Raw genomic sequence first — 13,510 nt, forward strand, 5'->3', positions numbered from 1 at the left:
ATGAAGTTTTCGCTGAACGGGCTTTACATCGAAAGCTACACGAAATGCGCCAATTGCGGCGTGCTGATCTACGAGGCCTCGGCCGAGGATTCCGCCCGCAAGAAGGTGCATGACGGGAGCATTTATTGCTCCGAGGAATGCGTTGACTGGAAGCTTGCCCGGGACGCCCGCCGCGCCAAGGCCGCCGTCTAGGAATTGATGCGCCGGCCCCGTCTGTGAGGGTGGGGCCGGCCAACTTGAAGCGCCGCGATAGCGCCGCGCCATAACAAACTGTCCAAGGAGACATCCATGTCCACGAACGCTGCCTTCACGGCGCGGCGCGCTGCCGCTATTCCGGCTGGCCTGTCGAAACATCTCGACGTCTATATCGAGAAGGCGGAAAACGCCGAACTGTGGGACGTCGAAGGCAAGCGCTACATCGATTTTGCCGCCGGCATCGCCGTCAACAACACGGGCCACCGCCATCCGAAGGTGGTCGAGCGCGTGCGCAATCAGCTCGACAAGGTCACGCACACCTCGTTCCAGACCACGCCCTATATCGACTATGTCACGGTCTGCGAGAAACTGAACGACCTGGTGCCTGGTGACTTCCCGAAGAAGACATTCCTCGTCTCCACCGGCGCTGAAGCTATCGAAAACGCCGCCAAGATCGCCCGCGCTGCGACCGGCCGCTCGGCCTTCGTCGCCTTTTCCGGCGCCTTCCACGGTCGCACGCTGATGGCGATGACGCTGACCGGCAAGACCACGCCCTACAAGGCCGGTTTCGGCCCGCTGGTGCCGGACGTCTTCCACCTGCCATTCCCGATCCCCTATCACGGCATCTCCGAACAGGAATCGTTGACCGCGCTCGACCGCTTCTTCCGTTCCGAGGTCGACCCGACCCGCGTCGCCGGCATTTTCGTCGAGCCGGTGCAGGGCGAGGGCGGTTTCTATCCCGCGCCCGTCACCTTCCTGCGCGCGCTGCGCGAGATCTGCGACAAACACGGCATCCTGCTGATCGCCGACGAGATCCAGACAGGTTTCGCCCGCACGGGAAAAATGTTCGCAATGGAACATGCCGGCGTCGCCGCCGATATCGTCACCATGGCCAAGGGGCTGGGTGGAGGCTTCCCGATCGCTGCCGTCACCGGCCGCGCCGATATCATGGACAAGATCCCGATGGGCGGCGTCGGCTCGACCTTTGCCGGCAATCCGCTCTCCTGCGCGGCATCGCTCGCCGTCATGGAGATCATCGAGCACGAAAAGCTGATCGATCGCGCCAACGAGGTCGGCAGCCGGTTGAAATCGACCTTCGAGGAGTGGCAGGAAGGCAACGAATTCGCCTGCATAGGTGAAGTGCGCGGTCTCGGTGCGATGGTGGCGATCGAGTTCGTGCGTGACCGCGAGACGCGCCAGCCCTGGCCGGAACTGGTCAGGGCAATCACGCACACCGCCGCCGAAAAGGGCCTGCTGCTGCTCTCCTGCGGTGTGCATGGCAATGTCGTGCGTGTGCTGACGCCACTGACAATCCCTTTCGACCACCTCGACGAAGGGATCGCCATCCTGAAGGACAGCCTGCGGGCGGCCCTGGAAAAGGTGGAGGCCGGGCAATGACGCTTGCGCTGCTTCACGACCAGGCTTTCATCGACGGCGGTTGGGCCGGGTCGGATACGGGCGCGACCTTCGAGGTGCGCAATCCGGCGACGGGGGAGGTTCTCGCCCGCGTCGCCGATCTTGCCGCCACCGACGTCGAGCGGGCGATCCGTGCCGCCGAGCGCGCGCTAACCGACTGGCGGGCGCGGCCGGCCAAGGAACGGGCAAAGCTGCTGCGTGCGTGGTTCGACCTGATCACGGCGCACGCGGAAGACCTTGCCCGCCTGATCACCGCCGAGCAGGGCAAGCCGCTTTACGAGGCGCGCGGCGAGGTGGCGTTCGGCGCCTCCTTTGTCGACTGGTTTTCCGAAGAGGCCAAACGCGTCTATGGAGACGTTATCCCGTCCGCTGGCCGCGACCGGCGTTTCATCGTGCTGAAACAGCCCATCGGTGTCTGCGCCGCCATCACGCCGTGGAACTTTCCGCTGGCGATGATCGCCCGAAAGGCCGCCGCAGCACTCGCCGCCGGCTGCACCATGGTCGTCAAACCCTCCGAGGAGACGCCGTTGACGGCGTTGGCGATGGCGGAGCTTGCCCGGCAGGCCGGCATCCCGGCCGGCGTGCTCAACATCGTGCCGTCGAAGGACGCGGCCGGCATCGGCCGTCTGCTCTGTGAGCATCCGGTCATCCGCAAACTCTCCTTCACCGGTTCAACCGCCGTCGGTAAGCTTCTGATGCGGCAATGCGCTGATACGCTGAAAAAGCTCTCTCTGGAGCTCGGCGGCAATGCGCCGTTCATTGTCTTCGACGACGCGGACCTCGACCTCGCCGTCGCCGGCGCTATCGCTTCGAAGTTCCGCAATTCCGGCCAGACCTGTGTCTGCACCAACCGCATCTATGTGCAGGACGGCATCCACGACGCCTTCGTGGCGAAGCTGACGCAAGAGGTTGCCAAGCTGAAGGTTGGAGACGGTGCCGCGTCTGAGGTGGTGCAGGGCCCGCTGATCAATGCCAAAGCCGTTGCGAAAGTGGCGGAACTGATCGGTGACGCCGTGGGGCAAGGCGCCCATGTCGAGACCGGTGGCAAGCCGCATGCACTCGGCGGCACATGGTTCGAGCCGACGGTGCTGAGCGGCATGCAGGCCTCGATGCGGCTGGCGCATGAAGAGGCTTTTGGCCCGGTCGCTCCGGTCTTCCGCTTCAAGGACGAAGCCGAGGTCATCCGCCTCGCCAACGACACGCGCTATGGCCTGATGGCCTATTTCTACGCGCGCGACATCAGCCGTATCTGGCATGTGCTCGAAGAGCTTCAATTCGGTATGGTCGGCATCAACGAAGGGCTGATTTCGACGGAGCTTGCGCCGTTTGGCGGGATCAAGGAGAGCGGCTTTGGTCGCGAAGGTTCCAAATACGGCATTGATGAATATGTCGAGTTGAAATACGCGTGTTTCGGCGGCTTGAGGGGTTGATCGCACATTTGGCTACACCTTTCATATACTCCGGCTCCGTGATTGCGATGTATTTTTGTCGGAATGGAGAAGACAATGCTTCAGCTTCCCACAGAACCATGGCCGAAGTCGAAACCAAAGAGCGGATCGACTACCTGATATCCGCAAATCGGTCACACTGTTTACTTCCTGATGTCGATATTCAAGGACGGATATAGCTCTCCCACGGCTCTGACGTCCTCAGTCAATTCTGCAATCAACCAGTCGCGGACCTGGCCGACTATGGGGCGGAAGGGCTTGTCGCGCAAGCGGACGAGATGGCAGCGGCGACCGGTTACCATGAGTTGCTCGCGGGCCGGCACCAGCGTGCGGTTCCGCAGCCAGTGCGCCACGACATTGAGCCAGCCGAGCGCGACGCCCTGACCCAGAAGCGCTGCTTGAACGACAATGGCGTAATCCGAAAAAATCATCGAATTGTGCGTTTCACGACCATTGGCCGGTGTGAACAGCTTTGACCAATCCGGCTGTGCGTCGCTGAGGTTGATGGTCGTATCCGGAACGCGGCTGACGTCTCCACCGGATATGACGTGGCTTTTCATGTAGTCGGGACTGCAGATCGGCAGCAGGATTTCTGGCATGACGAAGGCAGCTTCATGCCTGCCGTCTGGTCCGTCGACAAAGCGCATGCCAAGGTCGACATCATTCACCGAACCTGACAGCGCGCCCATCACGAGCTGGAATCTCAGATCGACAGCGGGAAATTCCTTCTTGAACTCCGCCATTCGCGGCATCATCCAATGGGTGGTGAAGCCTGTCGAAACCGAAAGTGACACCGTTTCGATACCCGTCCGGCGATCCTCGATCTCGCGCAATGCGCTTTCGATGCCGGCGAAGCCGCGGCCGATCGCATCGAACAGCAAAGAGCCCGCTTCCGTCAGCGTCACGCCGCCGGGCTGGCGAAGAAACAATGCCGTACCAAGATGTTCCTCGAGCCGCGACATCATTCGGCTGACCGCGGCCGGCGTCACGTTCAGCTCTTCAGCCGCGCGAGAGAAGCTACCGCTGCGCGCAGCGGCCTCGAACGTGAAGAGGCCATTCATCGATGGCAGGGAGCGGCGAAGAAACGTCATTACATGATGTAACACCCTTCCAATATTTTTTCAATTGCGCCAAGCGATCTTGTTTGGTCTGTTGATCGGTAACGAAGGCAAAAGACCTTCCAGATGACAAGGGGAACGTCATGGATTGATGCCGGTTCGGATGCCAGATGCGCCGAACCACCTCTCCATTTCTGTTTCCGCAAGAACCAGCTACCATAGTGCGGCCTTATGCCGAACGAGGTAGAATTGTGCAGTGGAATCATATGATTGATCAACAAGAAAGAGCGCGCGTCGGCGTTTCCATCAGGCAGGCGACGAAGTCCTACGGGCCCTTTCGCGCACTCGATGATGTAAGCCTCGATGTCGCCCAGGGCGAGTTCGTCTCCATTCTCGGCCCGTCCGGTTCCGGCAAGACGACGCTTCTCGGCATCCTGGGTGGTTTCGTCCAGCCAAGTGCGGGCTCCATCTGGCTGGGTAATCGCGATATTACATTTGAGCCGCCGCACAAGCGTGAGATTGGCATCGTCTTCCAGAACTACGCCCTGTTTCCACATATGAGTGTGGGCGAGAACATCACCTTCCCGCTGCGGGCACGCCGCCTGCCAAAGGCGACATGGCCGGACAGGTTGGCGTCGGCGCTCGAGATGGTCGAATTGACGGGCTACGAAAACCGGAAGATCCACGAGCTTTCGGGAGGCCAGCGTCAGCGTGTTGCCCTTGCACGCGCCATGATCTTCGAGCCGGGCCTGATCCTGATGGACGAGCCGCTCTCGGCGCTCGACAAGCAGCTGCGTGAAAACATGCAGATCGAACTAAAGCGCCTGCACAAGAGGCTCGGCTCCACGATCATCTATGTCACCCACGACCAGCGGGAGGCACTGACGATGAGCGACCGAGTGGCGATCATGAACAGGGGTAAACTGGTGCAAGTCGATACGCCCGAGCGCCTGCACGATCACCCCGCGAATACCTTCGTCGCCCGCTTCATCGGGGAGGCGACCTTGCTGCCGGTTCAGCGCGAAAGCGACAGCGTCGTGCGCCTTGGCCAGCAGGCGCTGAAGACGGCGCATCCCATGCCGGCCGGGTCGAACCTGCATCTCGTGGTCCATTCCGAAAAGCTCGTCGTGGCCGACGGTTCGGAGCCAGAAGCCAGCAACAGGCTCTCCGGCACGGTCACAGACACGCTCTACCAGGGCGAAAGCATTCGGGTTTTCGTGAAGCTCGATGACGGCGGCGAAATGAGCTTCAGGCTTCCCAGCAATCATGCCGGCCGCGCGCTGATGAAATCGCCGGGCGAGGCGATAACCCTCGCGCTCCACCCGGAAGACACGGTCATCGTTCCCGAAGCGGGCTGACGGATCCATTCACTACGGTCAACAAGGATGAAGATTATGCAATTAACACAATTCAAAGTCATGACCTTCGACGTGGTCGGTACTTTGATCGATTTCGAAAGCGGCGTGCTCAATGCCGTGCGCGCGCTGGGCGGTGACAAGGCTGCCAAGGCAAGCGACGACGAGATCTTCGAGCCCTACAAGCGCGGCCGCGACAAGTTCTATGGTCGCTCCTCCTTCGCGATGAAGGACGTTTATCTCTCGCTCGCTGCGGAGAACGGCTACAAGAATGACGACGCCACGGCGGAAGCCTTCCAGCTCGCTGTGCTGCGCTGGCCGGCCTTCGCCGATTCCGTCGAGGCTCTGGCGCGCCTGCGCAAGAATTTCCGTCTCGTCGCCATGACAAATGCCGACCGGACCGCGTTTTCGGCCTATTCCGATACGCTCGGCAACCCGTTCCACGACAGCATCACTTGTGACGAAACCGGTTGCGCCAAGCCCAATCCGCAGTTCTTCGCCTACAACAAGGGTCGCCAGTCGGCCTTCGGCTTCAAGCAGTCGGAAATCCTGCATGTCGCGCAGAGCCAGCATCACGATATCGGTGTCGCCCGCGAACTCGGCTACACGACCTGCTGGATCGAGCGTCGCCAGGGCCAGCAGGGTTTCGGCGGCACGCCGGTGCCGAAGGTGGTTACCAAGCCAGACTTCCACTTCGCGAGCCTCGGACAACTGGCAGATGCGGTCGACGCGGAACTTGCGGCCGGCGTGAAGGCGGCGACGGCAGCCTGATTAGACAAACCGGATCGAGAACGAGCAAGACCGATGACCGCCCCCCGTCCTCCCTTTCCCGACATCCAGTCCCTATGGCAGGAGACGGCTTCGCACCGGCCCGCCTTCGATCGGCTGTCGGGCGGTCATCGGTTCGACGTCGCCATTATCGGCGGCGGCTATACGGGGCTGTCGACTGCGCGCTACCTTGCCCGCCGCGGCCTTTCCGCGGTGGTGCTGGAGGCGAGCCAGATCGGCTGGGGCGCCAGCGGCCGCAATGGCGGCGTCGTATCCGGAAAATTCCGGCTGGCCTTTTCCGATATCGCTTCACGCTATGGTCTCGAAACGGCGAGGCGCATGCACGATCTCGGCATCGAGGCGATCGACCATGTCGGCGAACTGGTGTCGGACTACGGCATCGCCGACGCCGACTACCGCCCGACAGGGTCGCTGCGCTGCGCCCATAACGAGATCTCGCTCGACGGCCTCAAGAAGGAAGTCGAGTGGTTACGAGGATCTCTCGGCGACCATGCCTGCACAATCCTGTCTCCCGAGGAGATGGAGGCGGAGACCGGCTCGCGCGATTTCGTCGGCGGCATGCTGAACACCCATGGCGGCATCATTCATCCGTTGAACTTCGTGCTCGGATTGGCGGCCGGCCTGAAGGCTGAGGGGATCGCTATTCACGAGAAGTCGGCGGTCACGGGGATGCGGCGCGATCGGGACGGCGTCGTGCTCGAAACGCCGGGCGGCACAGTCTCGGCGCGGCAGGTGGTGATCGCCACCAATTCCTATTCCGACCTGACGCCGGCGACATCCGCGGTACGGAAATCCCTCATTCCCTTCCGCTCGGCGATGATTGCGACAGAGCCTTTGACCGGTTCTTTCCTGCTGTCGCAGGGCCGCAGCTATACCGAGACGCGCCGCATGATGCGCTGGTTCCGTAGAGCCGGCGACCGGCTGATGTATGGCGGCCGCGGCGCCTTCGGCACGGCCGATTCCGAGAGCGCTTTTGCAGCGCTGGAAAAGGCGATGGTGCGGCAGTTTCCCGAACTTGGTTCGGTTTCGGTCACGCACCGCTGGTCGGGGCTCGTCGCCATGACCATGGACAGCATTCCCCATCTGGGCCGGCTCGACGACCGCGTGGTCTATGCTCTCGGCTATAACGGCACAGGCGTCGCGCTGGCATCGAACATGGGCCGCTACGTCGCGGCCATGGTTGCGGGCGAGGCGCCCGATCTCGGGCTCCTGACCTCCGAGCCGCTCAAGCCCGTGCCATTCTATCCCATCAGGAAGCCAGCCGTCCGCCTTGTCGCCGGCTGGTACCAGTTCCTCGATGCAATCGGGCGTTAAGACCCGGAAGTCGCATGCCATCAGCGGCGTTACGCCCGTCTATAAAGAGGAGAACGACTTATGAATTACAGACTTTCTATGATCGTGCTATCCGCAAGCGCGACGATCTTCACCGCCGGCATGGCTTCCGCCGAGCAGATCACTTTCGTGTCCCAAGGCGGCGCCTACCAGGAAGCCCAGACCAAGGCGATCCTCGATCCGGTCGCCGAACTGCTCGGCATCACCGTCAACCAGGACAGCTCGCCCGACGCCTGGCCGGTGCTCAAGACACAAACGGCATCCGGCAAGGTCATCTGGGACGTGATCGACACCCCGCCGAAGGACTGCATCCGCGGGGGCGAGCAGGGCATGATCGAGAAGCTCGACTTCTCGAAGATCCCCAATGCAGAGAAGATGCCGGCTGAATACAAGAGCCCGTATTCTGTCGCCTACGAATTCTATTCGAGCGTGCTCGCTTACAACAAGGAAAAGTTCGGCGACAATCCTCCCAAGACCTGGGCCGACTTCTGGGACGTCAAGAAGTTCCCGGGCACCCGCGCGCTGCGCAACCATCCGCTGGCGACACTTGAAGCCGCGTTGCTCGCCGATGGCGTGCCGGCCGACAAGCTCTATCCGCTCGATGTCGACCGCGCCTTCAAGAAGCTGGAGGAGATCAAGCCGCATGTGGCGGTTTGGTGGACTTCAGGTGCGCAGTCCGCACAGTTGCTGGCGGATGGCGAAGTGGACATGGAAATGGCGTGGAACGGCCGCGTGGCAGCCGTCGTGAAGGAGGGTGCACCGATCGGTTACTCCTTCAATCAAGGCTTCCTGCAATACACGTCGCTGTGCATCCTCAAGGGCGCGCCGAACCTCGAAACCGCCGTCAAATTCGTCAATGCCGCGCTGACGCCGGAAATCCAGGCGAATTTCCCGACCTATATCGATTACGGTCCGGGCAACCCTGAGGCTTACAAGACCGGCAAGATCTCGCCGGAGCGCGCGGCGGAAATGCCCAGTTCGCCGGAGAACGCCGAGTTGCAGGTCCTGGTGTCGGACGAATGGTGGAGCTCGCCGGCCGGCGAAGAGGCACAGAAGCGCTGGGCGACGTTCATCCAGCAGTAACCGTCGGCCTTTGGAGGGTCCATTTATGGCAGGATCGACACAAGATCTGTCGCAACAGCATGACCGGCGCGAGCGGAGGCTCATGATCATGTTGCTTGCACCCGCCTTGCTGGTCGTCGTCGTTCTGCTGGTCTTGCCGCTCCTGTGGCTGGCCTGGCAGTCCGTCCGGCAGGACGGTGGGTTCACGCTGGCGCACTACGAGCGATTCCTGACGGACCCGGTCTACTGGATGACCTTCCTGCAAACCTTTCGCATCGCCGCGATCGTCACGGCGATGACGGTTCTGCTCGGCTATCCCGTCGCCTATGTGGCGGCGGGACTGTCCCAACGGTGGAGTATCGTCGTGCTGACGATGGTGCTGCTGCCGTTCTGGACGTCGGTGCTGGTGCGTGCCTATGCGTGGCTGATCCTGCTTCAGCGTAACGGTATCATCAACTCGGCCCTGACCGGTTCGGGCCTGATCGACGCTCCGCTCAAGCTGGTCAACAACGAGTTCGGCACGGTCATGGCGACGATCCATATCCTGCTGCCCTTCATGGTCCTGCCGCTCTATGCGACGATGAAGAAGATCCCCGGCGAATTGACCATGGCCGGTGCCAGTCTCGGCGGATCGCCGCTGCATGTCTTCCTGCGCGTTTTCCTGCCCTTGTCGCTTCCGGGCATGATTGCCGGCATGGTGCTGGTGTTCGTGCTGACGCTCGGCTTCTACATCACGCCGGAACTGCTGGGCGGCGGGCGCACCTACATGGTCTCGATGCTGGTCTCGCGCAATATCGAAGTCTACAACGAATGGGGTGCCGCCTCTTCGATCAGCGTCGTGCTGATGGTTTGCGTGTTCCTCATCTTCCGACTTGTCAGCCTGTTGATACCGTTCGAACGCATCATGGGAACGAGGTGACGCATGAGCCTGTCGAGAGTTTTACTTTACGGTTTCGTGACCCTCATCCTGGCTTGGCTGATCATTCCGATCCTGATCATCCTGCCCATGTCGTTCTCCGGCGCGCGTTTCCTTGCCTTCCCGCCACCGTCATGGTCGCTGCGCTGGTATGAAGCCTATCTCGGCAGCGCGGCCTGGATGCAGGCGACCCGCGTGAGCTTGGTCGTCGCGGTCGTCAGCGCCATCCTCGCGACAATCCTCGGAACGGCCGCGGCCTACGCCTTGAACCTTACGCAATCGCGTCTGGTCCGCAGCCTGCAGGCCCTGTTGCTGCTGCCGCTGATCGTCCCGATCGTCATCACAGCCGTCGGCGTCTTCCTCGTCTATGCGCAAGTCGGGCTGCTGGCCTCTATGACCGGGCTCATCCTGGCCAACGTCATGCTCGGCCTGCCCTATGTCGTGACGGCTGTCCTGGTCGGTTTGCGCAAGTTCGATCACACCCAGGAAATGGTATCGCGAAGCCTCGGCATGAACCGCTGGCGCACTTTTTTCGCCGTCACTTTGCCGCAGATTCGGCCGAGCGTCATCTCCGGCATGCTGTTCGCCTTCATCTCGGCGATCGACGAGACCGTGGTTTCGCTCTTCATCTCCGGCGGCGAAAACCAGACCCTGACCAAGCGCATGTTCACGGCACTGCGTGACGAGATCGATCCGACAATCGCCTCGATCAGTTCGTTGCTGACGGCGATCTCCTTCATCCTGCTGATGCTTGCGGCGCTCGCTGCCCGCAATACGGAACGCTCTCAAGGGCGAGAGGCATGATCGTCGATCATCTGATCCTGGGTGGCGGTTCGGCCGGCTGCGTCCTGGCCGCACGCCTCTCCGCCGACCCGAGGCGAACGGTCGTGCTGGTCGAGGCCGGGCGCAACATTTCGGCCGATGACATTCCCGACGACGTGCGCAGCCGCTATCCAGGCCGCGCCTATCTCGACACGCGCAATATCTGGTCGTCGCTGACGGCCTTAATGGGCTATGCCCGCTCCAATTCGGCGCCCCGCCCGTCACGAACCTACGAGCAGGCGCGGTTGCTGGGCGGCGGTTCTGCGATCAACGCCCTGATGGCCAACCGCGGCGCGCCGGGCGACTATGCCGAATGGCAGGCGCTGGGGGCGGATGGCTGGACGTGGGAAAAATGCCTGCCCTATTTCCTGAAGATCGAAACCGACAGGGATTTCACCGGCCCCCTGCACGGAACGGAGGGACCGCTGACAATCCGCCGCATATCGGACGACCGGATTTCGCCCTTCGTGGATCGCGTCATGAAGACGCTCGACCGGCGTGGCCACCCGATCCGGCCGGACCAGAACGGTCTCTGGGAGGACGGCGCATTCCGCGGCGCGATCGCCGTCAGCGACAAGGGCGAAAGATTACCGACTTCGCTTGCCTATCTCACGGCCGACGTGCGCAGTCGGCCCAATCTGCGGATCATCACCGAAAGCGTGGCACAGCGCATCCTGTTCGAGGGGCGGCGTGCGACGGGTGCCACGCTTTCGGGCGCATCCTCGGAAACGGTAAGGGCCGCCGAGGTGATCGTTTCGGCCGGCGCGATCCATACGCCCGCCTTGCTGATGCGGTCCGGCATAGGTCCTGCCGGCAATCTCGCATCCGTCGGTGCCGGCGTGGTTGCCGCGCGAGAAGGCGTCGGGACCAATCTGATGGAGCATCCGTCCATCGCCGTTGCCGCCTATCTGCCGCCGCATATGCGGGTACGCGACAGGGCGGAACACCACGAACAGGCGATTTGGCGCTTTTCGTCCGGCCTTGGCGACAGTCCTGTCGGCGACATGCATGCGGCCATCCTGTCCCGGTCCGGCTGGCATTCCGTCGGGCTTCGCCTCGGCAGCCTGTTCTTCTGGGTCAACAAGTCCTACTCGCGCGGTTTCGTGAGGCTCGCCTCCACCGATCCCGAAGCCGAACCCGACGTCGATTTTCGCATGCTGAGCGACGAACGGGACCTTGAGCGCCTCAAGCTTGCCTTGCGCATGGGGGCCGAGGTGCTCTCTGATCCGTTGATGGAAGGCCACAGAGGTACGATCTTCCCCTCAAGCTATTCCCCGCGTGTGGCGAAAGTCGCCGTACCGGGAACGGCGAACGCGGTGCAGCGCGGTCTGCTGTCCGCCCTTCTCGATGTGTCCGGGCCTCTGCGGACGGCGCTGGTGCATTCGGCGATCACGCTCGGCACGACGATGCGGGGACTGCTGGAGGACGACGCTGCCTTGACGGAGTTCGTCCGGCGCCATGTGGGCGGAACATGGCATCCGTCCGGGACATGCCGCATGGGGCCGGCCGACGATCCGATGGCGGTGACGTCGCCCACAGGCCGGGTTTACGGCGTCGAGGGCCTGCGGGTCTGCGACGCGTCGCTGATGCCGTCCATCCCGCGTGCCAATACCAACATCCCGACGATCATGATTGCCGAGCGGGTCGCCGACTTTATCCTGGCCGGCCGCTGAAGCGATTGGAGACGAAATGGACAAATATTTGAAATTCTACATCGACGGCGCGTGGGTCGACCCGATCGGCGGGCAGCGGCTCGCGGTCATCGATCCCGCCACCGAACAACCTTTTGCGGAGATTGCGATGGGGACGGCGGCGGATACCGAGCGGGCCATCCTTGCCGCCCGCCGCGCGTTCGCGAGTTTTTCCTTGACGAAGCACGAGGAACGTCTTGCTCTGCTGGAACGCATTCTCGACCTTCTGAAGCAGCGCAACGACGAGATCGGAGACATGATTTCGCGCGAGATGGGTGCGCCGCGCCGGATGGCACGGGATGAGCAGGCGGGTATCGGCGCTGTCCATTTCGCTCAAACCATCCGCGCGATGCGGGAGTTTTCCTTCGAGTATATGCAAGGCACGACGCGGATCGTCCATGAGCCGGTTGGCGTGGTTGGCATGATCACGCCATGGAACTGGCCGATGAACCAAATCGCCTGCAAGGTGGCACCAGCGCTCGCCACCGGCTGCACCATGGTTTTGAAGCCGTCCGAAATCGCTCCCGTCAACGCCATCCTTTTCGCCGAAATCCTGCACGAGGCCGGTGTACCGAAGGGCGTGTTCAATCTGGTGAACGGCGACGGCCCGACCGTCGGTGCAATGCTCGCCAGCCATCCCGATATCGATATGGTATCGTTTACCGGCTCGACCCGTGCGGGCGTCTCGGTCGCCCACGCGGCGGCACCGACCGTCAAGCGTGTCCATCAGGAATTGGGCGGCAAGTCGCCCAATATCGTCTTGAGAAGCGCCAACCTCGCTGCGGCCGTCCGCGCCGGCGTGGACAAGTGCTTCGCCAATTCCGGCCAGTCCTGCAATGCGCCGACGCGACTGCTGGTGCCGGCGGAGGACATGGACGAGGCGATCGGTATTGCCCGGCAGGCAGCCGGAGCGGTCCGTGTCGGCGCACCGTGCGATCCGGCAAGCGAGATCGGCCCTGTCGTCAGCGAGGCGCAGTTCGACAAGATCCAGGGCCTCATCCGCAAGGGCATCGATGAGGGGGCGGAACTGGTGGTCGGTGGTCCCGATCGCCCGGAGCACCTCAGTGCGGGCTATTACGTCCGACCAACGGTTTTCGCCCGGGTGACGAACGACATGACGATCGCCCGTGAGGAGATTTTCGGCCCCGTCCTGTGCATCCTCGGCTACGGCAGCGAGGACGAGGCCGCCGACATCGCCAACGACACGCCCTATGGCCTGGCATCCTATGTTCAGGGCGAGCCCGCAGAGGCGCGCGCCTTCGCCCGTCGGCTGAGGACGGGCGTCGTCCGCCTCAACGACTCTGCCTGGGATGGCGCCGCCCCCTTCGGTGGCTACAAGCAGTCGGGCAACGGCCGCGAATACGGCAAGTTCGGCCTCCACGAATTCACGGAAATCAAGGGGATCGTCGGCTTCGGCGATTGATGC

At 62.5% G+C, this 13,510-nt stretch carries 12 protein-coding genes; 11 read left to right on the forward strand and 1 reads right to left on the reverse strand.

Annotated elements, in window-relative coordinates; translation table 11 throughout:
- The 3 genes from B5M41_RS21655 to B5M41_RS21665 all read left to right on the forward strand — a co-directional run bounded on the left by B5M41_RS21655 (nt 1) and on the right by B5M41_RS21665 (nt 3,041).
- The gene (locus tag B5M41_RS21655) at nt 1-192 is read left to right on the forward strand and encodes a hypothetical protein (protein WP_023513745.1); all 192 of its coding nucleotides are present in this window, start codon (nt 1-3) and stop codon (nt 190-192) included.
- Between the two features lie 96 nt (nt 193-288).
- The gene (gabT, locus tag B5M41_RS21660) at nt 289-1,593 is read left to right on the forward strand and encodes a 4-aminobutyrate--2-oxoglutarate transaminase (RefSeq protein WP_134650531.1); all 1,305 of its coding nucleotides are present in this window, start codon (nt 289-291) and stop codon (nt 1,591-1,593) included.
- The gene (locus B5M41_RS21665) at nt 1,590-3,041 is read left to right on the forward strand and encodes an NAD-dependent succinate-semialdehyde dehydrogenase (RefSeq protein WP_134650532.1); all 1,452 of its coding nucleotides are present in this window, start codon (nt 1,590-1,592) and stop codon (nt 3,039-3,041) included. Before gabT ends, B5M41_RS21665 begins: the two co-directional genes overlap by 4 nt.
- Before the next feature lie 161 nt (nt 3,042-3,202).
- On the opposite strand, the gene B5M41_RS21670 is transcribed toward B5M41_RS21665, so the two are convergent.
- A complete protein-coding gene (locus B5M41_RS21670; protein WP_134650533.1) occupies nt 3,203-4,150 on the reverse strand; it encodes a LysR family transcriptional regulator in 948 nt (315 codons plus the stop codon).
- 233 nt (nt 4,151-4,383) lie between these two features.
- Between B5M41_RS21670 and B5M41_RS21675 the strand changes: the two genes are divergently transcribed.
- From B5M41_RS21675 to B5M41_RS21710, 8 genes are read left to right on the forward strand one after another with little or no spacing between them, the layout of a single operon-like run.
- Entirely contained in the window at nt 4,384-5,475 is a 1,092-nt protein-coding gene (locus tag B5M41_RS21675) for an ABC transporter ATP-binding protein (RefSeq protein WP_134650534.1), read from the forward strand.
- Between the two features lie 36 nt (nt 5,476-5,511).
- Nucleotides 5,512-6,243 (forward strand): HAD-IA family hydrolase, encoded by a 732-nt coding sequence (locus B5M41_RS21680; RefSeq protein WP_134650535.1) that lies wholly within the window; start codon nt 5,512-5,514, stop codon nt 6,241-6,243.
- Between the two features lie 33 nt (nt 6,244-6,276).
- Nucleotides 6,277-7,575 carry an NAD(P)/FAD-dependent oxidoreductase gene (locus B5M41_RS21685; RefSeq protein WP_134650536.1) on the forward strand — a complete coding sequence of 433 codons (1,299 nt, stop codon included), beginning with the start codon at nt 6,277-6,279 and terminating at the stop codon, nt 7,573-7,575.
- 60 nt (nt 7,576-7,635) lie between these two features.
- Nucleotides 7,636-8,676: an ABC transporter substrate-binding protein gene (locus B5M41_RS21690; RefSeq protein ID WP_134650537.1), complete on the forward strand. Its 1,041-nt coding sequence runs from the start codon at nt 7,636-7,638 to the stop codon at nt 8,674-8,676.
- A 25-nt stretch (nt 8,677-8,701) separates the two neighbouring features.
- On the forward strand, nt 8,702-9,574 hold the full coding sequence (locus B5M41_RS21695) for an ABC transporter permease (protein ID WP_134650538.1): 873 nt from the start codon (nt 8,702-8,704) through the stop codon (nt 9,572-9,574).
- A gap of 3 nt (nt 9,575-9,577) precedes the next feature.
- Nucleotides 9,578-10,375 carry an ABC transporter permease gene (locus B5M41_RS21700; protein ID WP_134650539.1) on the forward strand — a complete coding sequence of 266 codons (798 nt, stop codon included), beginning with the start codon at nt 9,578-9,580 and terminating at the stop codon, nt 10,373-10,375.
- The gene (locus B5M41_RS21705; protein WP_134650540.1) at nt 10,372-12,066 is read left to right on the forward strand and encodes a GMC family oxidoreductase; all 1,695 of its coding nucleotides are present in this window, start codon (nt 10,372-10,374) and stop codon (nt 12,064-12,066) included. Before B5M41_RS21700 ends, B5M41_RS21705 begins: the two co-directional genes overlap by 4 nt.
- Nucleotides 12,067-12,082: 16 nt before the next feature.
- On the forward strand, nt 12,083-13,507 hold the full coding sequence (locus tag B5M41_RS21710; protein WP_134650541.1) for an aldehyde dehydrogenase family protein: 1,425 nt from the start codon (nt 12,083-12,085) through the stop codon (nt 13,505-13,507).
- The last annotated feature ends 3 nt before the right edge of the window (nt 13,508-13,510 follow it).

The sequence above is a fragment of the Shinella sumterensis genome, from assembly GCF_004514425.2.
Classification (GTDB): Bacteria; Pseudomonadota; Alphaproteobacteria; order Rhizobiales; family Rhizobiaceae; genus Shinella; species Shinella sumterensis.

Bases quoted from the DNA above. Each gene is read 5' to 3' on its own strand.
- gabT (WP_134650531.1), top strand. From the start codon at position 289: ATGTCCACGAACGCTGCCTTCACGGCGCGGCGCGCTGCCGCTATTCCG.
- B5M41_RS21700 (WP_134650539.1), top strand. From the start codon at position 9,578: ATGAGCCTGTCGAGAGTTTTACTTTACGGTTTCGTGACCCTCATCCTG.
- B5M41_RS21705 (WP_134650540.1), top strand. From the start codon at position 10,372: ATGATCGTCGATCATCTGATCCTGGGTGGCGGTTCGGCCGGCTGCGTC.
- B5M41_RS21665 (WP_134650532.1), top strand. From the start codon at position 1,590: ATGACGCTTGCGCTGCTTCACGACCAGGCTTTCATCGACGGCGGTTGG.
- B5M41_RS21710 (WP_134650541.1), top strand. From the start codon at position 12,083: ATGGACAAATATTTGAAATTCTACATCGACGGCGCGTGGGTCGACCCG.
- B5M41_RS21675 (WP_134650534.1), top strand. From the start codon at position 4,384: ATGATTGATCAACAAGAAAGAGCGCGCGTCGGCGTTTCCATCAGGCAG.
- B5M41_RS21655 (WP_023513745.1), top strand. From the start codon at position 1: ATGAAGTTTTCGCTGAACGGGCTTTACATCGAAAGCTACACGAAATGC.
- B5M41_RS21680 (WP_134650535.1), top strand. From the start codon at position 5,512: ATGCAATTAACACAATTCAAAGTCATGACCTTCGACGTGGTCGGTACT.
- B5M41_RS21695 (WP_134650538.1), top strand. From the start codon at position 8,702: ATGGCAGGATCGACACAAGATCTGTCGCAACAGCATGACCGGCGCGAG.
- B5M41_RS21670 (WP_134650533.1), bottom strand. From the start codon at position 4,150: ATGACGTTTCTTCGCCGCTCCCTGCCATCGATGAATGGCCTCTTCACG.
- B5M41_RS21685 (WP_134650536.1), top strand. From the start codon at position 6,277: ATGACCGCCCCCCGTCCTCCCTTTCCCGACATCCAGTCCCTATGGCAG.
- B5M41_RS21690 (WP_134650537.1), top strand. From the start codon at position 7,636: ATGAATTACAGACTTTCTATGATCGTGCTATCCGCAAGCGCGACGATC.